The organism is Pseudomonadota bacterium (genome assembly GCA_038533575.1).
Lineage (GTDB): Bacteria > Pseudomonadota > Alphaproteobacteria > Rhodobacterales > Rhodobacteraceae > Shimia_B.
In genome coordinates, this window is sequence record JBCAYL010000001.1 from 1,591,607 (window position 1) to 1,616,946 (window position 25,340).

At 66.0% G+C, this 25,340-nt stretch carries 21 protein-coding genes and 1 pseudogene; 12 read left to right on the plus strand and 10 right to left on the minus strand.

Translation table 11 applies throughout. The features are described 5' to 3' along the window. Positions 1 to 12: 12 nt before the first annotated feature. The gene (gene glmM / locus AAFM92_08105) at positions 13 to 1,353 is read right to left on the minus strand and encodes a phosphoglucosamine mutase (GenBank protein MEL7300330.1); all 1,341 of its coding nucleotides are present in this window, start codon (positions 1,351 to 1,353) and stop codon (positions 13 to 15) included. Positions 1,354 to 1,488: 135 nt separating this feature from the next. On the opposite strand from glmM, the gene AAFM92_08110 reads away from it, so the two are divergent. The 3 genes from AAFM92_08110 to AAFM92_08120 all read left to right on the plus strand — a co-directional run bounded on the left by AAFM92_08110 (position 1,489) and on the right by AAFM92_08120 (position 5,686). Beyond that, complete coding sequence (locus AAFM92_08110) at positions 1,489 to 2,436, plus strand: formylglycine-generating enzyme family protein (GenBank protein MEL7300331.1); 948 nt, start codon at positions 1,489 to 1,491, stop codon at positions 2,434 to 2,436. A 121-nt stretch (positions 2,437 to 2,557) separates the two neighbouring features. After that, a complete protein-coding gene (locus tag AAFM92_08115) occupies positions 2,558 to 4,969 on the plus strand; it encodes an FAD-dependent oxidoreductase (protein ID MEL7300332.1) in 2,412 nt (803 codons plus the stop codon). Positions 4,970 to 5,185: 216 nt separating this feature from the next. Continuing rightward, a complete protein-coding gene (locus AAFM92_08120) occupies positions 5,186 to 5,686 on the plus strand; it encodes a ClbS/DfsB family four-helix bundle protein (protein MEL7300333.1) in 501 nt (166 codons plus the stop codon). Positions 5,687 to 5,705: 19 nt separating this feature from the next. Here the strand turns inward: AAFM92_08120 and AAFM92_08125 are convergent, their stop codons facing one another. Next, positions 5,706 to 6,398, minus strand: coding sequence for an alpha/beta hydrolase (locus AAFM92_08125; protein MEL7300334.1), 693 nt, complete (start codon positions 6,396 to 6,398; stop codon positions 5,706 to 5,708). A gap of 72 nt (positions 6,399 to 6,470) precedes the next feature. Here AAFM92_08125 and AAFM92_08130 point away from each other — a divergent pair, with 72 nt between their 5' ends. Both AAFM92_08130 and AAFM92_08135 read left to right on the plus strand, forming a co-directional pair. Beyond that, positions 6,471 to 6,686 carry a hypothetical protein gene (locus tag AAFM92_08130; protein ID MEL7300335.1) on the plus strand — a complete coding sequence of 72 codons (216 nt, stop codon included), beginning with the start codon at positions 6,471 to 6,473 and terminating at the stop codon, positions 6,684 to 6,686. Between the two features lie 97 nt (positions 6,687 to 6,783). After that, entirely contained in the window at positions 6,784 to 6,933 is a 150-nt protein-coding gene (locus AAFM92_08135; GenBank protein MEL7300336.1) for a hypothetical protein, read from the plus strand. 3 nt (positions 6,934 to 6,936) lie between these two features. On the opposite strand, the gene AAFM92_08140 is transcribed toward AAFM92_08135, so the two are convergent. The 6 genes from AAFM92_08140 to AAFM92_08165 all read right to left on the minus strand — a co-directional run bounded on the left by AAFM92_08140 (position 6,937) and on the right by AAFM92_08165 (position 12,547). Continuing rightward, entirely contained in the window at positions 6,937 to 7,692 is a 756-nt protein-coding gene (locus AAFM92_08140; GenBank protein ID MEL7300337.1) for a citryl-CoA lyase, read from the minus strand. Continuing rightward, positions 7,689 to 8,888 (minus strand): CoA transferase, encoded by a 1,200-nt coding sequence (locus AAFM92_08145; GenBank protein ID MEL7300338.1) that lies wholly within the window; start codon positions 8,886 to 8,888, stop codon positions 7,689 to 7,691. Before AAFM92_08145 ends, AAFM92_08140 begins: the two co-directional genes overlap by 4 nt. Continuing rightward, positions 8,888 to 10,405 carry a tripartite tricarboxylate transporter permease gene (locus AAFM92_08150; protein ID MEL7300339.1) on the minus strand — a complete coding sequence of 506 codons (1,518 nt, stop codon included), beginning with the start codon at positions 10,403 to 10,405 and terminating at the stop codon, positions 8,888 to 8,890. The genes AAFM92_08145 and AAFM92_08150 overlap by 1 nt, the downstream gene beginning before the upstream one ends. Positions 10,406 to 10,408: 3 nt before the next feature. After that, a complete protein-coding gene (locus tag AAFM92_08155; protein MEL7300340.1) occupies positions 10,409 to 10,903 on the minus strand; it encodes a tripartite tricarboxylate transporter TctB family protein in 495 nt (164 codons plus the stop codon). 79 nt (positions 10,904 to 10,982) lie between these two features. After that, positions 10,983 to 11,963, minus strand: coding sequence for a tripartite tricarboxylate transporter substrate-binding protein (locus AAFM92_08160; GenBank protein MEL7300341.1), 981 nt, complete (start codon positions 11,961 to 11,963; stop codon positions 10,983 to 10,985). 164 nt (positions 11,964 to 12,127) lie between these two features. Then, complete coding sequence (locus AAFM92_08165; GenBank protein ID MEL7300342.1) at positions 12,128 to 12,547, minus strand: Lrp/AsnC family transcriptional regulator; 420 nt, start codon at positions 12,545 to 12,547, stop codon at positions 12,128 to 12,130. Positions 12,548 to 12,657: 110 nt separating this feature from the next. On the opposite strand from AAFM92_08165, the gene rocF reads away from it, so the two are divergent. The 4 genes and pseudogenes from rocF (at position 12,658) to AAFM92_08185 (ending at position 19,426) form a co-directional block, all read left to right on the plus strand. Then, a complete protein-coding gene (gene rocF / locus AAFM92_08170; protein MEL7300343.1) occupies positions 12,658 to 13,581 on the plus strand; it encodes an arginase in 924 nt (307 codons plus the stop codon). A gap of 115 nt (positions 13,582 to 13,696) precedes the next feature. Next, on the plus strand, positions 13,697 to 14,743 hold the full coding sequence (locus AAFM92_08175; protein ID MEL7300344.1) for an ornithine cyclodeaminase: 1,047 nt from the start codon (positions 13,697 to 13,699) through the stop codon (positions 14,741 to 14,743). A gap of 35 nt (positions 14,744 to 14,778) precedes the next feature. After that, positions 14,779 to 18,071: pseudogene (gene putA, locus AAFM92_08180) on the plus strand (bifunctional proline dehydrogenase/L-glutamate gamma-semialdehyde dehydrogenase PutA). Between the two features lie 20 nt (positions 18,072 to 18,091). Then, positions 18,092 to 19,426, plus strand: coding sequence for an AarF/ABC1/UbiB kinase family protein (locus AAFM92_08185; protein ID MEL7300345.1), 1,335 nt, complete (start codon positions 18,092 to 18,094; stop codon positions 19,424 to 19,426). Here AAFM92_08185 and iolE read toward each other — a convergent pair. After that, positions 19,423 to 20,319 carry a myo-inosose-2 dehydratase gene (gene iolE, locus AAFM92_08190; GenBank protein ID MEL7300346.1) on the minus strand — a complete coding sequence of 299 codons (897 nt, stop codon included), beginning with the start codon at positions 20,317 to 20,319 and terminating at the stop codon, positions 19,423 to 19,425. The two genes, AAFM92_08185 and iolE, sit on opposite strands and share 4 nt — an antisense overlap. Before the next feature lie 184 nt (positions 20,320 to 20,503). On the opposite strand from iolE, the gene AAFM92_08195 reads away from it, so the two are divergent. The 3 genes from AAFM92_08195 to AAFM92_08205 all read left to right on the plus strand — a co-directional run bounded on the left by AAFM92_08195 (position 20,504) and on the right by AAFM92_08205 (position 23,448). Beyond that, positions 20,504 to 21,427, plus strand: coding sequence for a substrate-binding domain-containing protein (locus AAFM92_08195; GenBank protein MEL7300347.1), 924 nt, complete (start codon positions 20,504 to 20,506; stop codon positions 21,425 to 21,427). A gap of 82 nt (positions 21,428 to 21,509) precedes the next feature. Then, positions 21,510 to 22,676: an ABC transporter permease gene (locus tag AAFM92_08200; protein MEL7300348.1), complete on the plus strand. Its 1,167-nt coding sequence runs from the start codon at positions 21,510 to 21,512 to the stop codon at positions 22,674 to 22,676. Position 22,677: 1 nt separating this feature from the next. Beyond that, a complete protein-coding gene (locus AAFM92_08205; protein MEL7300349.1) occupies positions 22,678 to 23,448 on the plus strand; it encodes an ATP-binding cassette domain-containing protein in 771 nt (256 codons plus the stop codon). Between the two features lie 182 nt (positions 23,449 to 23,630). Here the strand turns inward: AAFM92_08205 and dld are convergent, their stop codons facing one another. Continuing rightward, positions 23,631 to 25,313, minus strand: a complete 1,683-nt coding sequence (gene dld, locus AAFM92_08210) for a D-lactate dehydrogenase (GenBank protein MEL7300350.1) — start codon at positions 25,311 to 25,313, stop codon at positions 23,631 to 23,633. Between the last annotated feature and the right edge of the window lie 27 nt (positions 25,314 to 25,340).

A 25,340-nucleotide genomic window follows, 5' to 3' on the forward strand; every position in this document is an offset into this window, starting at 1 on the left:
CGGGCCAAAAATTCAGGCGGCTTCGGAGACCGCATCCGCCACGGCCCGCACGACCTGCGCGAGGAGGGCCTCGTCGCTGGCCTCGGCCATCACACGGATCAGGGGCTCGGTGCCGGATTTCCTGATGAGAAGCCTGCCCTTGCCATCGAGCGCGGCTTCGGCCTCACGGATGGTTGCCTTGACGTGGTCTGCTTCAAGGGGCTCGCGCCCCGCGGCATAACGGACGTTTTCAAGCTTTTGCGGGCAGCGCTCGAAGACCCGTGTCAGTGCGCTCGCCGCATCGCCCGTTTCCACCATCGCGCTCAGGATCTGGAGCCCGGCCAGAAGACCGTCGCCTGTCGTGGCGTAGTCGGACATCACGATGTGACCGGATTGTTCTCCGCCGAGGTTGAAGCCGTGCTCGCGCATGGCCTCCACGACGTAGCGGTCGCCCACGGCGGTCCGGTGCAGCGTGAGCCCCTGCCCCGCGAGCCATTGCTCAAGCCCGAGATTGGACATCACCGTGGCGGCCAGCGTGTTGTGCTTGAGCCTGCCTTCCTTGGCCCAGCGCCCGGCGATGAGTGCCATCAGCTGATCCCCATCGACGATGGCACCGGTCTCATCGACGACGATGATGCGGTCTGCGTCCCCGTCGAGCGCGATGCCGATATGCGCCCCTTCGATGACCACGCGGTCCGCGAGCGCTTGCGGTGCCGTGGAGCCGCAGCCCTTGTTGATGTTGTAGCCATCGGGGCTCGCGCCGAGCGTCACCACGTCAGCCCCGAGTTCCCAGAGCACCTGCGGCGCGGTCTTGTAGGCTGCGCCATTTGCGCAATCGACGACGATCTTGAGCCCGCCGAGCCGCTGCCCCCGGGGCAGCGTGGATTTCACGACCTCCACGTAGCGGCCCGTGGCGCTTTCGACCCGGTTCGCGCGCCCGATCTTCGCCGGCTGGCAGAGCGGGACGCCAGCGTGGAAGAGCGCCTCGATTTCTGCTTGTGCGTCGTCGGAGAGCTTGAACCCGTCGGGTCCGAAGAACTTGATCCCGTTGTCTTGGTGCGGGTTGTGCGAGGCCGAGATCATGACGCCGACATCGGCCCGCATGGACACCGTCAACATCCCCACGGCCGGCGTCGGAACGGGGCCGACGAAGATCACGTCGAGGCCCGCAGAGGTGAACCCCGCCGCCAGCGCCGTCTCCAGCATGTAGCCGGAGCGGCGCGTGTCCTTGCCGATCACGACCTGATGCACCCGCTCGTCCCGGCGGAAATAATGGCCCGCCGCTGCGCCGAGGCGCAGCACGGCCTCTGGCGTCATGGGGTAAGTGTTTGCCTCGCCTCGGATGCCGTCGGTGCCAAAGAGTGATTTGCCCATCGTCCCACGCCCTTTTCTTCCTTGCGGGCTTCATCGCGCGCGGGCTCCTGCGTTGCAAGCAAAGCGATGGGCACGCAGGCGCTTTGAGCGAAGAAGGGCTTGCGTGGCCACGGTCCGACGGGCCACATCGCCGCCATGGATGACGGATCCGGGACTTGCTGCGCACCGAGCCGCGCGGGGCAATCGGCCCCGGCTGATATACGATATGCCCCGATCCGATATGCTCCGGGCGCGCCCCCAAAAGACGCGGTGGAGATACCCGGCGGCGAGGGCCTCCTCGGGACGAAGGCCCCGATCCTCCCGCAGGATGGCGAAGCCCCCTTGCGAAAGACCAGGATCAGGCCGTTCGCCATGGAGCGCGGGACGGTCACCAACGCGCAATTCGCGGCCTTCATCGCCGCAACAGGCCACGTCACGCTGGCGGAGACGCTGGGCTGGTCCTTCGTCTTCGCAGGGCATCTGCCCGAAGATCACCCGCCCACGCAGGGCGTCGTGGGCGCTGAATGGTGGCGGCGCGTGTCCGGTGCCACGTGGCTGGCGCCCAACGGTCCGGGCACCGAGGCTGCCCGCCAGCCAGACCACCCAGTCACCCAAGTCGCCTGGTCCGATGCACGGGCCTACGCCGCGTGGGCCGGCGGGCGGCTGCCCACGGAGGCCGAATGGGAGCACGCGGCGCGGGGCGGGCTTGGCGCGGTGACCTTCCCCTGGGGCGAGGCTGCCCCGGAGGACGAGATGGAACGCTACCCCTGCAATATCTGGCAAGGCCGGTTCCCGGGCCGAAACACCGCCGCTGACGGCCACGCGGCCACCGCGCCGTCCCACAGCTTTCCTCCAAACGGCTACGGCCTCCACAACATGGTCGGGAACGTTTGGGAGTGGACGGCCGATCCCTTCCGCCTCCGGTCGCTGAAACGCGCCGCCAAGGCGCGGGAGCGGGAGATGCGGGGATACAAGACGCTGAAGGGCGGCAGTTTTCTTTGCCACGCCTCGTACTGCTTCAGATACCGCATCGCCGCGCGGATCGGGAACGGGCCTGACGCCACGACGACGCACCAGGGTTTCCGCATCGTTTATGATCGCTGACCGCCCGCGCTCGGGATGCAGGAAGCGGCCTCGTGTCGCAAACAGGCCAGAACCCGGCCCTCCCGGCTTGTGAGGGCGCGGCGCTCCCGTAAGCTTCGGGCAGATCCGCAGGGAGAGCGTCATGAAAGATCAATACAGGGTGGTCGTCATCGGCGGCGGCGTCGTGGGCGCCTCGGTCGCCTATCACCTCACGAAGTACGGCTGGACCGACATCGCCATCGTCGAGCGCAACGTGCTTACCGCGGGCTCGTCCTGGCACGCGGCAGGCGGCGTCCACGCGCTCAATGCCGATCCCAACATGGCCGCGCTGCAAGCCTACACGATCGACCTGCTCTCCGAGATCGAGGAGGAGAGCGGCATCAATATCGGCTTCCATGTCACGGGCGGCGTCACCGTCGCCTGCGCGCCGGAGCGCTGGCAGTGGCTGCAATCGGCCTACCGCACCTTCCAGACCATCGGGATCGAGGATTGTCACCTGATGACCCCCGAGGAGATCAAGGAGCGCTGCCCGATCATGTCCACCGAGGGCGTCATCGGCGGCCTCTGGGCGGATCGGGAGGGATACGTGGACACCACCGGCACCGTCCACGCCTATGCCCGCGCCGCCAAGAACCGGGGCGCGGACATCATCGAGCACAACAAGGTCGAGGAACTGAACTGGAAGGGCGACCACTGGGAGGTCGTCACTGAAAAGGGCAAGATCCGCGCCGAGCACGTCGTGAATGCGGGTGGGCTCTGGGCCAAGCAATGCGGGCGCATGGTGGGGCTCGACCTGCCGGTATCCCCTCTCGCCCACCACTACTTCCTGACAGAGACCATCCCCGAGCTCGAGATGCTCGATTTCGAGATGCCCATGACCGTGGACCTCGAGGGCTTCACCTACATGCGCCAGGACAAGAAGGGCATCCTCGTGGGCATCTACGAGGTCGACCACCAGCACTGGATGATGGACGGCGCGCCGTGGAACTACGGCATCGAGCTTCTGCAGGAAGACCCCGACCGGATTGAAAAGGAGCTGATGCTCGCCTTCGAACGCTACCCTTGCCTCAATGACGTGGGCATCCAGAGCTGGGTCAACGGCGCCTTCACCTTCTCGCCCGATGGCAACCCGCTCGTGGGCCCTGTGTCGAGCGTGCCGAACTACTGGCTCGCATGCGGCGTGATGGCGGGCTTCCTTCAGGGCGGCGGCGTGGGCAAGACGCTGGCGGAATGGATGATCCACGGCGAGCCGGAGACCGATGCGTGGTCCATGGATATCGCGCGCTACGGGCCCCAGCATTCCAACAAGGAATACATCAAGCAGACCACGGGCCAATTCTACTCCCGCCGCTTCGTGATGAGCTATCCCAACGAACAGCTTCCCGCCGGTCGCCCGCTGCGCATGGCGCCGGCCTATAGCGACATGACCGAGGCCGGCGCGCGCTGGGGCTGCTCTTGGGGCCTCGAGACCCCGCTTTACTTCGCCCCGAAGGACTTCGAGGAAACACCGAGCCTCGACCGGACCGACGCCACCCCCTTCGTGGAAGCCGAGCACAAGGCAATCCGGGAGGCCGCGGGCCTTCTCGACATCACCGGCTTCTCCCGCTTCGAGGTGACGGGACCGGGGGCGGAGGCGTGGCTCGATCAGCTTTTTGCCACGAAACTGCCCGCGCCAGGGCGCGCGCGGCTGGCCGTCATGCTCTCGGAGGAAGGGCGCCTCAAGGGTGACCTGACCCTCTTCAACTGGGGCAATGGCGAATACTGGATCATGGGATCCTACTACCTGCGCGCATGGCACCTGCGCTGGTTCAAGGACCACCTGAAAGGGCGCGGTGAGGGGGCAGAGGTCAACGTCTCGGACATTTCTGACGATATCTGCGGCTTCTCGCTCAGCGGCCCGAACTCGAAAAAGATCCTCCACACGATCAATCCCGATGTCGACCTGAAATTTATGGGCTGCGGGACCTTCGACCTCGGGCTGCTGCGCTGCGACGTGGCGCGGCTCTCCGTGACGGGGGAGTTGGGCTACGAAATCCATTGCCACGCCAACGAACACATCGCGCTCCGCACGATGCTGCTCGCGGCGGGCGAAGGCCACGGCCTGCGCGAGGTGGGCTTCAACGCGCTGCTCTCCACGCGGATCGAAAAGAGCTTCGGCATCTGGTCGGCGGAATTCACGCAGGACCGCACCCCAGCGATGACGGGGATGGACCGCTGGATCGACTGGTCGAAACCGGCCTTCATCGGCAAGGACGCCGCCGAGAAAGAGCGCAGCACCGGCCCCGCACAACGCCTTGTGACGCTCGGTCTCGAGAGCCCCGAGGCGGACTGCTCGGGCTACGAGCCCGTCTGGTCGAACGGCACGCGCGTGGGCTTCACGACCTCGGGCGCCTACGGCCACACGCTGGGGACCTCCATCGCAATGGCCATGGTCGACAGCGCCTATGCCGAGCCCGGGACCGAGCTCTCCGTTCACGTCGTGGGCGTCGAACGCGCGGCCAAGGTCCTCACGCCCTCGCCCTATGACCCGAACGGCGCGGCGATGCGGGCCTGACTTCGACCAGGAAAAACAGGGCTCCGCATAACGCGGGGCCCTTAACCCTCTGCCAAGCTTCGTAAATTGTTTCGCGCGCGAAGCATTCGCCGAGGCTAGAGCGCGGACAAATCGCTTTCTTGGTCGTCCTCCCAAAAACCCGCATCTTTTGCGAGACGGTGCTACGATCTTGATCCCAATCAATGATTTAAGCTGCTCAGCTGCGAAGGTTCTGGCATGCCTGCAGCAACCAACAAAACCGAGCTCCTCGCCGTTTTCGATAGAGACCTGGCCAAACTCCGCAAGACGCTGGAGGGCATCGACGACACAAAGGCCTCCTTATCGCCCCCCGATGACACCGCCACGATCAAGGGCGTGATCGCGCACCGCACTCACTGGATGGGCATGTTTCACGGTTGGTACGACGATGGTGTTGCGGGCCGCGAGGTTCATGTCCCCGCCAAGGGCTACAAATGGAACCAACTGAAAGACTACAACGCCTCGCTCTATGAGAAAGGCAACAAGACGCCTTGGGCAGATTTGCTTTCAGACTTTGAGGCGGCTTGCGACAAGTTACGCCGCTTTATCGCAGCAGAAGACGAGCAATCGCTCTACACCGGCGGCGCGCACGCGTGGACCGGCAAGTGGACGCTTGGCCGCTTCGCGGAAGCATCGGGGCCATCGCATTTCCGATCGGCAAATACCTACATTCGAAAGGCGTTGCGTAGCGCCGGATGAGGCCGGAAACGCGAAACGCTCACGCGCCGAGGTCGTAGAGAAACTTGAAGATTTCAGCCTCCGTGCCGACGGGGTCATCAAAGGGGATGTGGTGACCGGTATCCATCTCCACGATCTTGGCATGGGGCGCCTTTTCAGCCACGAGCCTCCGGTAGGCCTCTCCTGTCAGGAGAGAGCGTTTCCCGCACAGGACGAGCATGGGCAGCGTGAGCGCGGGCAGGTCCCGCTCTCCGTCATAGCTGCCGGCCACGCAGAGCGCGTCAGCCATGCCCGAGGGTGACGCCGCCTCAATATGCGCGCGAAACCGCGCCTGCCCATCCGGGTTCTCGATGCGGGAGCCCACGGCCTTGCCGATGGCCCTGAGGCCAGGCACGCGGGTTACGACGGGTGCCACGAAGGGCGTGTACCAACTGATGACCTTCAAGGGCGCCCGAATGGGTGTATCCACGAGCACGAGGGCGCGGAGGCGATCGGGAAACGCCGCCGCGAAGGCCATGCCCACCATACCGCCAAGCGAATAGCCGATCAGCACCGCCCCCTCGGGCACGTCGCCCGCGATCTCGGCGGCAAAGGCCTCCGCCGTCGCGCGCGGGGCGCGCTCGCGCCCGCCATGGCCCGGCAGATCAAGCGCCCGGCCCGGTACATCACCCCAGCTCGCGGCGCTCAGGCCTGCCCCGTGGAGATAGATTCGCGGCGCGTCCGTCGCGGTCATGCGTCACCTCCACTCAAATACCGGACATTTTGTCCGGGCGACGTATCACCGTCTTTCTCGACTGCACAACACATGCAACGGTATACCGTGTTAACCACCCGCGTTTGGAACCGCCCGATGCTCCGCATGTTTCTCGCCGTCCTGTGGACGGCTTTCACCACCTCCGCCGTCATCAGCCTTTGGTCCACGTCCGTGGCGCCGCTGGGCGTGGATGCGCTCATCGTGGCCTTCCCGGTCGCCGGGGCGCTCTTTGTCCGTGACGCCTGGCAGCGGCTCCATCCTGCCTGAGAGTGCCTGCTTCGGACGCTGATTTTCGACGAATGTGCGACATTTTGACGTGTCGCCCTACATGCTGTGGCCTCCCCAAGCCGACGAGAGCCACATCATGCAAACAGCCATCTTCGTCCTTTTTCTCGCGAACATCCTTCTGGGCACGGCGCTCGTCGTCGCGCTCCTCCTGAGGCAGGAGCGTCGGCACCTCGCAACGCTCGAAGCCGAGAATGAGCGGCGCACGGAGGCGCGGAAGCGCAGGTAGGTCTCAGGGCCCGGTGTAGGTCCATCGGTAGTCGGGTGGGGTCGGTCCCTTGTTACGGCCCCCCTGCTCCACTTGCTCCCAGGCATGGGCCAGGATCCCCACGGAGCGCGACAGGCAAAAGAGGCCACGCGCGAGCGGCGGCGCAAATCCAAGCTCAGCGTAAATGACGGCCGTGGCCCCATCGATGTTCATCGGCAGGGCCACGCCCTTTCTCGCCGAAAGCTCGGCCTCCAAGGCCTGCGCGATCTCGGCGAACCGTCCGGTGCATCCCCCAGCCCGTACCGCCTCGTCTACCAAGGCCATGAGCCGCGGCGCGCGGGGGTCGACGGGTTTGTGAAACCGGTGCCCATAGCCCGGGATGATCTCGCCGTGCGCCTCGATCCAGGCGTCGAGGGTACCATCGGCGTGCAGATGGTGGAAAAGCTCCACCGCCTGCTCCCCGGCCCCGCCATGGACATCGCCCAGCATGTTGACGGCGCTCGCCATGGCATTGTTCAGCGGCAAGCCGCAGGTCACGGCCATGCGCGCGGCGGCAATGGAAGGGGCCTGGGGGCCGTGGTCCACCGCGGCCACGAGCGCGGCCTCGAAGAGGCTGAGCTGCGGGGCCGACGGCCTGTCACCGCGCACGAGAAACCAGATCATCTCGGCAAAGCCCATGGCCCCGATGAGCCCCTCGATCCGTTCTCCGCGCAAAGCGATGCGCCCGGGCTCCATGTCGATGATGGCGGTGGACCACCAGTCCGAGACATCGCTTGTCATATCACCCCGCCCTCGCGCAGCGCGGCCCGGGCGATGGCGTCGTAGCCAATGTCGCCGAGGACGGCGTCGGTATCCTGCCCGAGGACCGGCGGCGGCGCGTCGACCGACGGGCGCGCCCCGTCGATCATCGCGCCGATCCGGACGAGCTCGATCTCGTCCTCGATGCCCGGCACGTCCGCAAAGCGCGCGAGAAAATCGCGGTTCCGGATCTGGGGATGCGAGAGCACCGTCGCCACGTCGAGGACCGCGCCGGCGGGAACGCCGAGCGCATTGAGCTCGGCCTCCCATGCGGCGGCCGGGCGCGTGGTCAGGACGGTTTCCAGCTCGGCCCGGAGCCGGAGACGATGGGCCTTCCTGTCTTCCCGCGTCGCGAAGTCGGGATGGGAGAGCAGATCTTCCCGCCCGAGATGCTGCGCGAGAAGCCTCCACTGCTCGTCCTTGTTGGCGGCGATGTTGAGAAGCCCGTCGGCGCACTGAAAGGCGCCGGAGGGCGCCGAGGTCGGGTTTTCGTTGCCGTGCCGTGCCGGATGCGCGCCGCCGATGAGATGGTTGGAGACGACCCAGCCCATGGTGGCGAGCACGGCATCGAGCATGGCCACGTCGATGACGCAACCGCGCGGGCGGGCATTGAGCGCGGCGCTGATCGCCATGGCCGCCGTGAGCCCACCCACCGTGTCGGCCAGGGGATAGCCCACCCGCGTGGGGTCGCCATCCGGCGCACCCGTGGCCTCCATCACGCCCGCGGCGCCCTGGATGATCTGGTCATAGGCCGGGCGTGCGGCCCAGGGGCCGGTTTGCCCGAAGCCGGATATCGCGCAATAGACGAGGCGTGGGTTCTCGGCGCGCAATGCGTCCGGGCTCAGTCCCAGCCGGGCCATGACGCCCGGCCGGAAATTCTCCACGAGGACATCGGCCTCGCGCACGAGGGCCTTCAGGATGTCCTTGCCCGCATCCGTCTTGAGATTGAGGGTCACCGATTTCTTTCCGGCGTTCTGCGCGAGAAAGCTGATCCCCATGCCACGGGCGGAGAGGTCAGCCGACGCCCCTAACCCGCGCGCGAGATCACCGCGCTCCACCGCTTCGATCTTGATGACCTCCGCGCCCAGATGCGCGAGCTGGTGGCACGCGAAGGGGCCCGCGAGCACGTTCGTCAGATCGAGCACCCGGACGCCCGCCAAGGGGTGCTCGGCGCGCATCAATCCCCGTCCGCCACGCCCTGCGCCCGGAGCCGCGCCCGTCGCGCGCGGTAGCTGGGCAAAAGCACGAGGATCGCCGCCAGCACGAGAAGCGCCAGCGTCATGGGGCGCTCGAGAACGAAGCCGAGCCCACGGTAGAGCTGCATGGAGCGTGCGAAGTTGTCCTCGAGCATGGTGCCGAGGATGAAGCCGATCAGAAGCGGCGCGAGAGGATAGTCCGCGAAGCGGAAGACCGTGGCCATCACCCCGAGCCCGACGAGGATAAGAAGCTCCGTCGCGTTGTTCTGCCCGATATAGGCGCCCATCAGGGTGAAAAAGAGGATGAAGGGAATGAGGTAATTCCGCGGGATCGCGAGAATTTTCGCGATGTAAGGGATGAGCGGCAGGTTCAGGATGAGCAGCACGAGATTGCCGATGAACATGGAGATGATCACCGCCCAGAAGATTTCCGGCGTATCCACCATCAGCCGCGGGCCCGGCGTCACGTTCAATGCGATGAGCGCGCCCAGCAGGATCGCCGTCGTCCCCGAGCCGGGGATGCCCAACGTCAGAAGCGGCACGAAGGAGCCCGTGCAGGCCGCGTTGTTCGCCGTCTCCGGGGCCGCCAGCCCCTTCACGGAGCCTTTTCCGAATTCCGCCTGCTCTTCGCCCTTCGCGATATTGCGCTCCACCGCGTAGCCGAGAAAGGACGCGATCGTCGCGCCTGCGCCGGGCAGGACGCCGATGAAGAAGCCCTGCAGCGATTGCCGCCCGATCACGGGCACCATCGCCTTTCCCTCCGCGCGAGAGAAGCGCAGGTTCTCGATCTTGCCGCTGTCGCCCTGCCCGGCGCCCCGCGCGGGATTGAGGACGAGGAAAAGCGCCTCGGGCAGCGCGAACATGGCCATCGCCAGCGTGATGAAGGAGATGCCCGATTGCAGGTCCATGAGCCCCATCGTGAAGCGCGGCATGTTGAAGAGGGCGCCTTCGCCCACGGTGGCGAGGATGAGCCCGAGGATCGTCATCATCAGCGCCTTGGCCACCTGCCCGGTGCCCGCAAAGGCCGCGATCGCCGAAAGCCCCACGACCATCAGCGCGAAATACTCGGCGGAGTGGAAGAGCAGCGCCACGGACGACAGGGCCGGTGCAAAGATCATCAGGAGAATCGCGCCGATGGTGCCGCCGGCGAAGGACGCCACCGCGGCAATCGTGAGCGCCTTCCCGGCCTGGCCATTGCGCGCCATGGGATAGCCATCAAAGGAGGTCGCCACCGTGCCGGCCACACCGGGCGCATTGAGCAGGATCGAGGAGGTCGAGCCACCGAAGATGGCGCCGTAATACACGCCTGCAAGCAGGATCAGCGCCGCCGCGGGATCGCCGATACCGATGGCCACAGGGATCATGATCGCGATGATCGACATCGGCCCAAGCCCCGGCAGCATGCCGATGAACGTGCCGATGAGGCAGCCCGCGATGACCATCAGGAGATTCTGGATGGAAAAGGCCGCTTCGAGGCCGATCAGGATGCCTTCAAGCATGGCTCAGTTCCCCAGGAAGAACGGAAAGGGCCGCAGGAAGATGCCAAGCACCTCCTGGACCAGATACCAGACCCCGACCGTCGCGAGCAGCGCCACGGGGATCATCACGTGGAATTTGCGCTCGCCGAGCACGAAGCTCCCCGCGACAAGGAAAGAGGTCGTGGCGAGCAGGAACCCGGCCGGACGGAGAAAGAGCGCATAAGCCACCATGAGAGACAGGAGCAGCACCGCCTGCCCCACCTTGTATTCCCCGAGCCGGGCAATGTTGATGTCGGTGGCGCCCGGTGTCTTTTCCTCCGTCGGCTTCTCCAGCCCGAGCAGCACGATGAGACCGATGAGGCAGCCCGCCACGGCCAGCATCTTGGGAAAGGTGGAGGGCCAGACGGGGTTGCGCTGCATGAAGGGCGGCAAGAGGCCGTCCATCGTGAAGAACGCCGCGTAGCCGTAGACGCAGCAGAACGCCACGAAAAGAAGCGCGATCCAGCGGTCAAGGGCCATGGATATCTCCCGAAACAGGGGTGCGCGGCGCGGCCCACGGAGAACCGTAGACTGTGCACCGCGCACCGCCGGTGTCAGATCACAGGAAGCCCAGCGTCCGCATGAGATCGCCGATCACCTGCTCCTGGTCTTCAAGGAAGACGCGGAACTCGTCACCGTTGTTGTGGATGTTGACCCAACCGTTCCGGGCCCGGACTTCTTCCCATTCGGGTGTCTCGTACATCTTCGTGATCGCGTCCTGGTAGGCCGCCAGCGTCTCCTCCGGCAGGCCCGGCGCCGCGAAGAAGCCGCGCCAGTTCACGAACGTCGTGTCGAGGCCCTGCTCCATCATGGTGGGCGCGTCGGCGAAGGCCGGGACCCGCTCCTCGGCGGTCACGCCGAGGATGCGCACCTCGCCTTGCTCAGCGAGCGCCACGGCCTCGGAGAAGCCGGTGGAGAGCGCCTGGATCTCGCCGGAGAGAAGCCCCGCCATGGCCTCGCCGCCCGCATCATAGGGAATGTAGTTGAACGCGGTGGGATCCTCGCCCGCCGCCTGCATCGCCATGGCGGCCACGAGGTGGTCCATACCGCCGGGCACGGAGCCACCGCCGATGGCAAAACGGTTGCCGTCCGCGCGGTAGGCCGCGAGAAGCTCGTCCATGGAGCCGATGTCGCTGTCGGCGTTCACCACGATCGCGGCGTAGTCCCCGATGGTGCCCGCCACGAGCGTGAGATCGCGGAAGCTTTGCGGGAAAACCCCCGTCAGCGAGCGAATGACGATGGGCGTGGAGTTCACCATCAAGGTGTTGTCCATGCTTTCGGCATTCTCGATCAGGTGCGCGATGGCCACGCCACCGCCGCCGCCCGACATGTTCTCGTAGGAGGCCGAGCCCACGAGGCCGGCATTCGTCAGAGCCTCGCCCGTGCCCCGCGCGGTGCCGTCCCAGCCGCCGCCGGCGCCGCCGGGAATGAGAAAGTGGATTTCATCGACCACCTGGTGCCCGCCCGCGGCGGCCGGTCCGGTGAAAGCGAAGGCTGCCACGGCAGCCATCAGGGCGCGACGGCCCATCTCGAAAGTCATTCGGTTTTCCTCCCATGGTGCCGAGCGATCTTCGCCGCCCGTGCGCGTGTCTTCGGGCGGCATGTGCGGCCCGCGCTCCATTGAACCCGGCACACCGCATTCGCACAAGCTTCGATTTGCACGGGATCACCGCCCCGAGCTTGCCGCACCGCTTGCTACGTCGCTCACACCAGCCGGGTGAGATGCAGGCAGGTCTCCACGTTGGTGACCCCGTCGAGCTTGCCCATGGCATTGAGGAGCGCGTCGAAAGCCTCGAGGCTGCGCGTCTCGTGCACGGCAACGAGCGCCCAGGTCCCGTTGGTCGTGAAAAGCCCGGTGATCTCCGGCATGCGGCGCAGCGCGCGGTGGACACGATCGGTCTTCGAGAGGTCGAGCGCGAGGAGCGAGGTGGCGCGGACCGTGTCCTCCTCCATGGGCTCCGACAGCTCGACCGTGAAGCGTCGGATGGTGCCGCTTTCCTTCAGGGCCTTGAGCCGCGCGGCCACTGTCACGCGCGAAAGGCCGGCGCGTGCGGCCAGCTCCGTGACGGATGCGCGGGCATCCTGGCGCAAGAGTGTGAGGAGTGCGCGATCCGTGCGATCCATGCGTTTTGACTCCATAATTAGTATTTTGCAAAGCATGTATCACGAAACGACCACTTTGGTCACTCCTCCCATCCCCGCGCTGCGCCTAGTTTTGATCCCAGGAGGACGACATGACCCACATCACGCTCATCGGCGCGCCTGTGCAGGCAGGCACCCATGCCAAGGGCTGCCTCATGGGCCCGGATGCCTATCGCTGCGCGGGCCTCCCGGACGCGTTTCGTGCTCTCGGCCACATCGTGACCGACATGGGCAATATCGCCACGCCGGAGATCCACCCCCGCAACCATGAGAACAGCGCGATCACGAGGCTGGGCGAGGTCGCGGCATGGACGCAGGCGATCCACGGCGCGACTCTCGCCGCGGCCCGCAGCTCTGACATGCCAGTCATCCTCGGCGGGGATCATTCCCTCTCCGCCGGCACTGTCCCCGCGCTTGCGACCCATGCCGCCGATATGGCGCAGCCGCTCTTCGTCCTCTGGCTTGACGCGCATCCCGACCTCCACCGCCTCCACACGACCACGAGCGGCAACCTGCACGGCACGCCCGTGGCCTACTTTCTCGGAGAGGACGGCTTCGAGGGCCACTATCCGCCCCTGCAGCACCCTGTGCCCCACGCTCAGTTTTGCGCGCTGGGCCTGCGCTCCGTCGATCCCGCCGAGCGCACCCTCATCCGCGACCGCGGCCTCGACAGCCACGACATGCGCGCCATCGACGAGCACGGCATCCGCGCGCCGCTCATGCGCTTTCTCGACCGCGTCGCCGCATCCCGCGGGCGGCTCCATGTGAGCTTCGATGTCGACTTCCTCGACCCTGGCATCGCGCCCGCCGTGGGCACCACGGTGCCCGGCGGCGCTACCTTCCGCGAGGCGCATCTCGTGATGGAGATGCTCCACGACAGCGGGCTCGTCACCTCCATGGATCTCGTGGAACTCAATCCCTTCCTCGACGAGCGCGGCAAGACCGCCCGCCTCATGGTGGACCTCGCCGCCTCTGCCCTCGGCCGCACCATCCTCGACCGCCCGACGGCCGCCTGATGGCCGGGCGTCCGCACAAAGCACGCCACGCCCCGGGCCTGACCTGGGGCCTCCGCCCTCAAACCACGAGGCCCCGGGTCAGGCCCGGGGCGTGATGCACCAAAAGGAGACCTCGATGCTCAAGCCCTCCCCCCTCGCCATGGTCCCCTTCGTCTCCGTGGCCGACATGATGGCGCTCGTGAACACGATCGGCGTGGCCGAGATGATCGACGGCATCGCCGCGGAGATCGAAGCCGACTACAAACGCTGGCCCGATTTCGACAAGACGCCCCGCATCCCCAGCCATTCCGAGGAAGGTGTGATCGAGCTCATGCCCACCTCCGACGGCGTCACCTACGGCTTCAAATACGTCAACGGCCACCCGGCCAACATGGCCCGCGGTTACCAGACGGTGACGGCCTTCGGGCTCCTCGCGCGGGTGGATACGGGCTACCCGATCCTCTTGAGCGAAATGACCGTGCTCACCGCGCTCCGCACGGCGGCCATGTCCGTCGTCGCCGCGCGCCACCTGGCGCCGAAAGAGGCCCGCACCCTCGCCATCATCGGCAACGGCGCGCAGTGCGAGTTCCAGGCGCTGGGCTTCCAGCGCTGCCTTGGGATCGAGACCGTGCGCCTCTTCGACATCGACGGACAAGCCACTGACAAAGCAGCGAAAAACCTCGCCGGATCAGGCCTGACCATCGTCAAATGCGCATCAGCGCAAGAGGCCGTCGAAGGCGCCGAGATCATCACCACCTGCACCGCCGACAAGCAATACGCCACCATCCTCACTGACAACATGGTGGGTGCGGGCGTCCACATAAACGCCATCGGCGGGGATTGCCCGGGCAAGACGGAGCTGCACCGCGACATCCTCCTGCGCTCGTCGATCTTCGTCGAATACCCGCCCCAGACCCGCATCGAGGGCGAGATCCAGCAACTCGACCCTGACCACCCGGTGACCGAGCTTTGGCAAGTGATCACCGGGCAGGCACAGGGGCGCAAAGATGGGCGCCAGATCACCCTCTTTGACTCCGTTGGCTTTGCCACCGAAGATTTCTCGGCACTCCGCTACGTCCATGCGCGTTTGCAGGATACCGGACACTACGCCGAGCTCGACATGATCGCCGATCCGGACGACCCGCGCGATTTGTTCGGCATGGTCATGCGCGCCAGGGCCTGATCCGAGGCGGAGACGACGACAAGGGAGAGACGACGATGAGAGACGCCATTCGCGCCGCCACCTTCGCCGACGAGACCGAGGTCTTGAGCCGCCTCACCGAGATGGCCGCCCTCTCCGAGATAGACCGCGCCCGCATCGCCGCACGGGGCGCGGACCTCGTCCGCGAGATCCGCGACGGCTCAGACCCCTCGCTCATGGAGCTCTTCCTCGAAGAATATGGCCTCTCCACTGATGAGGGCATCGCGCTCATGTGCCTGGCCGAGGCACTGCTCCGCGTGCCCGACGCTCCCACCATCGACGACCTCATCGAGGACAAGATCGTGCCCTCCGCCTGGGGGCAGCATCTGGGCCATTCGCACTCCCCGCTCATCAACGCCTCCACTTGGGCGCTCATGCTCACGGGCCGCGTGCTCGATGACAGCGGCAAAGGCGTCTCCGCCGTCCTGCGAGGCGCGGTGAAGCGGTTGGGCGAGCCTGTCATCCGCACCGCCGTGGGCCGCGCCATGCGCGAGATGGGCAACCAGTTCGTGCTGGGCGAGACCATCGAGGCTGCCATGACCCGCGCCGCGAAGATGGAGGCGAAGGGCTTCACCTATTCCTACGACATGCTGGGCGAGGCCGCGCGCACGGAGGCCGATGCGCGGCGCTACCACATGGCCTATGCCGACGCGATCGCCGAGATCGCGGAGGCGGCGACGGCGGGTGACATCCGGGACAATCCCGGCATCTCGATCAAGCTCTCCGCCTTGCACCCCCGCTACGAGCCGCTCCAGCGCGACCGCGTGCTCGAGGAGCTTGCGCCGCGGGTTCTCTCGCTCGCCTCCCTCGCCCGCTCCGCCGGGATCGGGCTCAACATCGACGCCGAGGAGGCCGAGCGCCTCGACCTGTCGCTCGAGATCATCGACCGGGTGCTATCGGACCCCGCGCTCAAGGGCTGGGACGGGTTCGGAGTGGTGATCCAGGCCTATTCCAAGCGCGCGCCGGCGGTCATCGACTGGCTCTACGCGCGCGCCGAGGCGCTAGGGCGCCGCGTCATGGTCCGCCTCGTGAAGGGCGCCTACTGGGACAGCGAGATCAAGCTCGCGCAGGTGGAGGCCTGGCCCGGCTTTCCGGTCTTCACACAGAAGGCCGCCACCGATGTGAGCTACATCGCCTGCGCGCGGAAGCTTCTGGGGATGGGCGACCGCATCTATCCGCAATTCGCGACCCACAACGCCCACACCGTGGCCGCGATCCTCGAGATGGCGCCGGAGGGCGTGGCCTACGAATTCCAGCGGCTCCACGGGATGGGCGAGAGCCTGCATGCAAATGTCATGGCCGAGCACGGCACGCGCTGCCGGATCTACGCGCCGGTAGGCGCACACAAGGACTTGCTGGCCTACCTTGTCCGGAGGCTCCTCGAAAACGGTGCGAACTCGTCCTTCGTCAACCAGATCGTCGATGAAGACGTGCCCGCCGAGATCGTCGCCAAGGATCCGTTCAGCCAGCTCATGGGCGGCAATGCCTCGGTCGTCCCCCCGTCCGATCTTTTCGGTGCACGTATCAATTCCCGCGGGCATTTCCTCGGCGACCCGGTGGAGATGGGCGAACTCGTCGCCCGGATCGAGGCGTCCCGTCCTCAACGCTCCTCCGGCGCAGGCGAAGCGGTGCTGAACCCGGCAACGGGCGCAACCGTCGGCCATATCGAGATGTTGAGCGCCGCGCAGGCCGCAGAGATCGGCGGGCAGGTCGCGCCCTGGGGGTCCGACAGCGCAGAACGCGGAGCGGCTCTGCGCAAGGCGGCCGATCTCTTCGAAGACCATGCCCCGGAGCTTTACGGGCTCCTGCAGGACGAGGCGGGCAAGACGCTCCTTGATTGCATCGGCGAGGTGCGCGAAGCCGTTGATTTCCTGCGCTACTACGCGGACGCAGCAGAGCCGATGAAGGAAGAGCCGCTGGGCACGATGCTCTGCATCTCACCCTGGAACTTCCCGCTCGCGATCTTCACCGGCCAGATCGCCGCCGCGCTTGCCACGGGCAACGGCGTCATCGCGAAACCGGCGGAGACGACCTCTCTCATTGCCGCGCGCGCGGTCTCTCTCCTGCATGAGGCAGGGATCCCCGCGCGCTCCCTCGCACTCGTGCCGGGATACGGGTCCGAGGTGGGCCCCGCCCTGACAAAGCTGCCCTCGGTGAACGGGGTCTGCTTCACGGGCTCCACCGCCACGGCGCAGGCCATCAATCGCTGCGTGGCCCCCCGCGGGGTACCGCTCATTGCCGAAACGGGCGGGATCAACGCGATGATCGTGGATTCCACCGCGCTCCCGGAGCAGGCCGTCGCCGATATCGTCGCCTCGGCCTTCCAGTCCGCCGGGCAGCGCTGCTCTGCACTTCGCGTGCTTTACGTGCAAGAAGACATCGCACCCACGCTCGAGAAGATGCTTTTCGGCGCGATGGACGCGCTGACCCTGGGCGATCCGTCAGACCCCGCGACCGATATCGGGCCAGTTATCGATGCGACCGCGAAGGAGCGCATCGAGGGATACATTGAAACCCGCAAGGACCGCGTCCTGAAGCGCCTCGGAGCCCCCGAAGAGGGCACCTTCGTGGCCCCCACCGTGCTCCGCGTCGCAGGGATAGAGGACGTTCCGGAGGAGGTCTTCGGGCCCGTCCTCCACATCGCCACCTTCAAGGCGCGCGACCTCGACCGCGTCATCGATGCGATCAACGCCACGGGCTATGGGCTCACCTTCGGGCTTCACACCCGGATCGACGGCCGCGTGCAGCACATCATCGACCGCGTGGAGGCCGGCAATCTCTACATCAACCGCAACCAGATCGGTGCGATCGTGGGCTCCCAGCCCTTCGGCGGGCATGGGCTCTCCGGCACCGGGCCCAAGGCGGGCGGGCCGAGATATCTCCGGGCCTTTGTGAAAGGTGCGATCGCGGACATCTCGCCCGAGTTCACCGCGCTGCCCGGTCCCACCGGCGAGGCCAACAGCTACCGCACCCTGCCGCGGCGCGGTGTGCTCTGTGTGGGCCCGATGCGACAGATGCCGCCGCCGCGGCCAGGGCGCTCGGGTGCACCGATGTGCGTGCCGCCCCTGAAGCCACGCCCACGGACCTCCCGGAAGATAGCATCAGCGCCGTCGTCCACTGGGGAACGCCCGGCGCGGAATGGGCCGAGGCCTGTGCGGCGCGAAAGGGCGCCATCGTACCGCTCGTGACCTCGAAGGATCTGGCGCGCTGGCTCACACTGGAACAGACCGTGTGCATCGACACCACGGCCTCGGGCGGCAACGCGGAGCTCCTTGCCGCATCCAGCGCGGGCGACCTCGCCGCAGAGTGAGCGGGCCCTAGCTCTCGCCCATGACCGAAGAGAGCACACCTCCCTCGAAGGCACAGGCGCGCGCTGTCCCCGTGGGGCGCACGTCACGCGCGGCGCGGATCGGGGGCGCGGGCCTTTCCATCGCCTCCAACGTGGCGCTCGGCGGCGCGCGCGAGCTCCTGAGCGGTCGGCGGCCCGAGTTGCGCGGTCTCATGCTCACCCCCGGCAATATCAGCCGCCTCACGAGCGAGCTCGCACGGATGCGCGGCGCGGCCATGAAGGTGGGGCAGCTCATTTCCATGGATGCGGGCGACGTTCTCCCTCCGGAATTGGCCGAGATCATCGGGCGGCTGCGCGCGGATGCCGATTTCATGCCGCCGAAGCAGCTCCGCGACGTGCTCGATGCCCAGTGGGGCACGGGCTGGATGCGCCGCTTCAAGCGCTTCAACGTGCGGCCCATGGCGGCGGCCTCCATAGGTCAGGTGCACGAAGCGACGGGCCATGACGGGCGGCGCATGGCGATCAAGGTGCAGTATCCGGGCGTGAAGGAGAGCATCGACAGCGATGTCTCGAATGTCGGCGCGCTCGTCCGCATGTCGGGTATCGTGCCTCCTGGCATCGACATTAAGCCGCTCCTCGAGGAAGCCAAGCGACAGCTCCATGAAGAGGCGGATTACACGCGGGAAGCCGAGGAACTTCAGAGGTTTGGCGCGTGGCTGTCATCCGAGGACGACTATGCCGTGCCGGGCTACGTCGCGGAATTCTCGGGGTCGCGCGTGCTCGCCATGGACTACCTCGCCGGTCAGCCCATCGAGAGCCTTGTCTCCGCCGATCAGGCCACACGGGACACGGCCGTGCGGCGGCTCCTGGAACTCACGCTGCGCGAGCTCTTCGAACTGGGGCACATGCAATCGGATCCGAACTTCGCCAACTACCGCGTGGTCCCGGAAACGGGTCAGATCCTGCTCCTCGATTTCGGCGCGGCGCGGGAGATCGCGCCGGCCACGGCGGAGGGGTATCGCATGATGCTCACCGCGCTGATGGCGCGGGACCGGGCCGAGATGGACAAGGCCTCCGTGGCGCTCGGGGTCTACACCGAGGAGACGTCGGAGGTGCACAAGCAGGCGATCCTCGATCTCATCCTGAAGGGGATGGACGGTGTCGACGACGATGGCTGGTTTGACTTCGGCGCGGAAAAGCTCCGCCGCGAACTGGCGCAGACGGGCATGAACCTCGCCGAGGACCAGGCCTTCCTGCACATCCCGCCCATGGATACGCTCTACGTCCAGCGCAAGCTCGCGGGCATGTTCCTTCTCGCCGCGAAGCTGCGCGCGCGAGTCAATCTGCGCGCGCTCTTCGCGCCCTGGATCGCCTAGGCGCTGATCTCGAACCCGGCTTCGGCGCAGACCTTGAGAATGTGCGCGTATCCCATCTTCGAGTACTCGTAGGGCGGCGCCTTCGCCGGGTCTTGCTCCGCCTCCACCACAATCCATCCATCATAGTCCATCGCGCGCAGCTGGTGGGCCACGGCCTGGAAGTCGATGCATCCGTCTCCCGGGACGGTGAACGCGCCCGCGACAACGGCGTCGAGAAACGAGCGGTCCGCCGCGCGCACATCGGCGACGACATCGGGCCTGATATCCTTGAAATGCACGTGCCGGATGCGATGGGCCCAGCGCTTCATGGTGGCCATGACATCCCCGCCCCCAAAGAGGAGGTGTCCTGTGTCGAAGGTCAGCTCAAGCGCTTCGCCCGAGCCCTCCATGAGAGCGTCCACATCCGCCTCGCTCTCCACGATGGTGCCCATGTGGTGATGATAGGCCAGAGGCATCCCCTGGTCCGCGCTCCACTTCGCCACCTCGGTAAGCTTGGCGCCGTAGGCACGAAGCGCATCTCGATCGAGCTTGGGGCGCGCATTCACTGGTGTCCCCGCCTGCCCCTGCACCGTGTTCGAACACTCCGCGTAGACGATGCAAGGCGCGCCCAGCGCCACGAACTGCTTCACCTGCCCCGCGATCGCGGTGATCTCGGATTGCACGTCGTTGACGAGAAGATTGCCCGAGCACCAGCCCCCGCACAGCGCGATGTCAGCCGCATCGAGATACGCCCGCAATCCATCGGTGTCACCGGGCATACGCTGGCCCCGCTCCACGCCGGTATATCCGATCTCCCGCGCCTCGCGCAGCGCCTGCTCCATGGTGAACTCCGCGGTGAGATCGGGCAGGTCATCGTTTTGCCAGCAGATGGGAGAAATGCCGATCTTGACCATGGCGCGCGCCTTTCCTCGGAGTGACCGGGCTTGGGTGACCCGAATTCGACGGCCTTGCAACTCAATTGCGCACGGTCCGGCCAAGGGAAAGTTTCCATTGACAGAAACGGCGCTAGCGCAAACATTTCCGCGGACAGCTTCGGATAAACCGAGGCGTCGACATTAAAGTCTTGGGAGGACATCCATGAAAAAGCTTCTGATCGCGGCTTCCGCCGCGGCTCTTGTGGCGGGCGGCGTCATGGCCGACGGCCATGGTGAGCGCTACGTGATGATCACGCACACGCAGGGCACCGATCCGTTCTGGCCCGTCGTTGAGAAGGGCGGCCGTGATGCTGCTGCGGCCATCGGCGCCACGCTTGAATACAACTTCGACGTCTCGGGCGACATGTCCGCCATGGCAGCCCTCATCGAGGCCGCCGCGGCCTCCGAGCCCGATGGCATCATCGTCTCGCTCCCCGATGCCGCAGCCCTCGGGCCCGCGATCGAGGCCGCCGTGGCCGACGGCATCCCGGTCGTGACCATGAACTCCGGCCTCGAGAGCTCCCGCGAGCTCGGCGCGCTCATGCATGTGGGCCAGCCCGAGCGTGACGCAGGCCTCGCCGCAGGCCAGCGCGCCATGGCCGAGGGGGTCACCAAGGGCCTCTGCCTGAACCAGGAGGCGTTCAACACCGCGCTCGTGGATCGCTGCACCGGTTACTTCGATGCCATGGGCGCCGATCTCAACCAGATCGACGTGTCCAACGACCCCGCCCAGATCGAGACCCGCACCGCGGCCGCGCTCGAAGCTGACGAGAGCATCGACGGCGTCCTCGCCGTGGGTCCCCATGTCTGCGAAGCCGCACATCGCGCCATCGAGGCCGTAGGCGCCGAAGTGCACCTCTCGTGCTTCGACCTCAGCCCCGGCGTGATGGACCTCATCGATGCGGGCGAAGTGGCCTTCACGATCGACCAGCAGCAGCGCCTGCAGGGCTACATGCCGGTGATCGTGCTCCACCTCTACAACAACCATGCGGGCCTTCTGCCGGGCAACAACATCAACTCCGGCCCGGGCTTCGTGGACGCATCCAACGCCGCATCCGTGAAGGAGCTCGCAGGCATCGACCGTTAAGGTCGGGCCTCAGCCAAGAAACGAAAAACAGGCGGGGCGATGCTCCGCCTGTTTTGTCTGAAAGGGAGCAGAAGAGGGACACATGGCGGACCGCAGCGAATCCGACAGATTGGTGGAAGAAACGCGCCTGCAAAGGCTGATCCGGCGGCCGGAGATCGGCGCCTTCATCGTGATGATCGTCATCGTCGTAGCGCTGCTCTGGGCCTCGGACGGGCGCGCCTTCAATGCGCTGGGCCTCAAGAACAACATCCAGATCATCGCGCAATACGGGATCATCGCCACGGGTGCCGCGCTCCTGATGATCGCCGGCGAGTTCGATCTTTCCATCGGCTCCATGATCGGCTTCGCGGGCATGTCCATGGCGCTCATGCTCAAATGGGGCCTGCCCTTCGGATTGGGCGAGGCGACGCCGCTCGCGGCCTTCGCGGTCACCCTCCTCATGACGCTCACGCTCGGCTGGATCATCGGGGTCATCGTCGTGCGCTCGGGGCTCTCGAGCTTCATCGTCACCCTCGCCTTCCTCTTCTTCCTGCGCGGCGTCACGGAAGTGGCCTTCCGCCTCATCAACCAATCCACGCAGGTCTCGGGGCTCCCCGACTTCAAAGAGGAAAGCTGGGTCGCCTATGCCTTCGGCGGCGAGGTCTTCGGATGGTTCTATGACGGCTGGTATTGGCTCGGTGCCTATTTCCAGACGCTGGGCTACGAGCGACCGGACCAGTGGTTCCTCCTCGGCGGGAACCTCAACCGCCGCGGTGAGCAATGGGTGGAGGGCTTCGACGCCCGCTTCGCCTGGTGGATCGCCATCGCGGCGGTGGCCTATTTCGTCCTGTCGCGCACGCAGCTCGGCAACTGGATCTACGCCACGGGTGACAACAAGGAGGCCGCGCGCGCAAACGGCGTGCCGGTCAACCGCGTGAAGATCGGCCTCTTCATGTTCACCGCCTTCTGCGCCACCGTCTTCGCAGCTTGCCAGGTCTACGAGACTAACACGTCGGACGCCGCCAAGGGCAACCTCATGGAGCTCTTCGCCATCGCCATCGCCGTCGTGGGCGGCACGCTCATGACCGGCGGCTTCGGCTCGGTCCTCGGCGTCATCTTCGGGGCGATCACGGTGGGGCTCGTGGCCAACGCCGTCTTCTTCATCCCGGCCATCGATGGCGCGTGGTTCCGCGTCTTCCTCGGCGCGATCCTGCTCGCCGCGGTCTTTGCCAACGAACGCATCCGCAAACGTATCACGGGAGGTATCTGAGATGGCCGATCCCTATCTCCGCGTCGAAGGGCTGGTAAAGCAGTTCGGGCCCTTCAAGGCGCTCAACGGCGTCGACCTCGAAGTCCATTCCGGCGAGGTCCACGCACTTCTGGGTGACAATGGCGCGGGCAAGTCCACGCTGATCAAGACGCTCGCGGGTGTCCACCAGCCCACGCAAGGCCAGATCTACATCGAGGGCAAGCCCGTCAATTTCCGCTCGCCGCGGGACGCGACGGCCGCCGGGATCGGCACCGTCTATCAGGACCTCGCCCTCAATCAGCTCATGAGCGTGACGCGAAACTTCTTCATGGGCCGGGAACTCAAGGGGAGTTTCGGACGCCTCCGGATGGACGAGATGGACAAGATCGCCCATGACGAGATGCTCAAGATCGGCATCGATTTCTCCGATCCCACGCAGGCCGTGGGCACGATGTCGGGCGGCCAGCGGCAAACGCTCGCCATCGCCCGCGCGATCTATTTCGGCGCGCGCGTCCTCATCCTCGACGAGCCAACCTCCGCGCTCGGCCAAAAGCAGCAGATGGAGGTCCTTAAGACGATCAAGCGCGTGCGCGCGCGAGGCGATATCGCCATCATCTTCATCACCCACAATGAGATCCATTCGAATCTCGTGGGCGACCGCTTCACCTTCCTTGCCCTGGGCCAGGTCATCGGGGCAGGGACGAAGGAAAGCCTCGAGGGCCAGGACATCCGCCGCCTCATGGCCGGTGGCGCCGATATCGGCCAGCTGGAGCGAGAATTCGCGGAAATGTAGGGCTTCGCGCGCGGGGTGCATTCGGATGCCTCCGGCGGAGGTACGGGGCACAAAGAAGCGGGGATAGCGCCTTCGCATTGGCCCCGAGCACGTGGCGGGCAGTTTGGTGCGCGGGTCGGTGGGCGGGCGCCTTTCGAGCACGGGCACGGGCCCGCGCGGAGAAACAGAGCCGCCCGGCGACCTCAGGCGTAGTTCTTCGCCTTCGACATCTTGCCGAGGCCCGGATTGAGCGAATTGGTTGGGTCGATGGATTTGTAGAACGCGGCGAGGTCTTCCTTCGCCTCGTAGAGGTGCCCCACATTGTGCTCGGACGGGTATTCGGCGCCACGCTCGTCGAGGATGGCGAGCATCTTGGCTTTCAGCGCTTTCGGGTCCACGCCCTTCTTCACGATGTAATCCTGGTGCATCACGTGGCACATCATGTGCCCGTAATAGACGCGACCCACGAGGTCCTTCGTGATCTCCCCGGGCAGCTTCTCGAACCAGTCGCGATCGTTGCGCCGGAGCGCGATGTCGAGGGCGAGGATCTCCTCCACTTCGTTTGCATGGACATGACCATAGCGGACCGCCGCGCCGGCGGCCGCGAAGCGGTGAAGCCCTGCGATCTTGGCTTCGCGGGCCGTGCAGATGCGCATCTCGGCGCCGTGCGCCTCGAGGAAGTCCGGCAGGAAGGCCTCCGCCTCCTCGATCCCGCCATCGTGCATTTTCAGGATCAGGTGATGCTCGAACCGATCCCGGTAGTCGAGCAGGAAGGCGGGCAAATGCTGGGGCCAGAGCTTCGAGAGAAGCTGCATGAACTTGTCCGTGAAACCGCGCGTCAGGCGAAGCTTGTTGAGCCGCGCATCCACCGCTCCCTTCAGGGCGAAAAACATGGGCAGCCGGTCGGTGCCGAGCTTGTCGATCAACACGAGCGTGTCCTTGCCGTACTTCGCGGAGATGTCGAAGCACTCCCGGTGCATGTATTCGGCCGAGACCGGTAGGGTCTCGAAATCCTTGAGGATGCGGCGGCGCAGCTCGGTGAACACGGCAGGATCGTTCGCGCCGATATAGAAGACCTTCTCGCGCTCGTAGTTCGGAAAGGTGTCGAGGCGGACGGCAAAGACGGCGAGCTTGCCCGCACAGCCCGAAACCCCGTGCAGCAGGCGCTTGTCGTTGTTGAAGCGCGAGGGCCGGTCGCTGTCCACGTCGCGCAGGATGCGCGTGTAATCGGGGTCCGAGGCGTTCTTGCCCTCGGGCGCGGGGGCGGACATGTCGAACTCACCCGCCTCGAGGCGCGTGAGGATCTCTTCCGTGCTCTCGCCCAGATCGATCCCAAGTTCGTTCACGAGCTTCAAATCGCCGTTGGCGGTGACCTGGGCATAGAGCGCAAGCTCGGTGTAGCTCGGCCCCCGTTCGCAGAGCGAGCCCCCGGAATTGTTGCACACGCCGCCCACGATCGAGGCACCGATGCTCGAGGAACCGATGACGGAATGAGGATTGCGACCGAGCGGGCGCAGCTTCTGCTCGAGGTCAAATAGCGTGGCCCCCGGCAGGCCGATGATCTGCTTGCCGCCGTCCAGAAGGTGCAGCCCCTCGATGCGGCTTGCATTGAGCAGCACGACGTCGCGGTCGTAGGTGCCCTTCGGCGTCGAGCCCTCTGTGAGACCGGTATTGGAGGCCTGCATGACCACGATCTTGTCGGCGGCCACTGCCGCCTCGAGAACCTTCCACTGCTCGAGCAGCGTGCCGGGCTTCACGACGCAGATCGCCTCCCCCTGCCCTGATCGGTAGCCCTTGCGGAAGCGTTCGGTGCTCTTGGCGTTGGTCAACACGTGCTTTGCGCCGCAGATGGCGCGAAAGGTGGAAATGAGGGCGTCATTCGTCATGGCGATGCTATGTCACGTCAGACAACG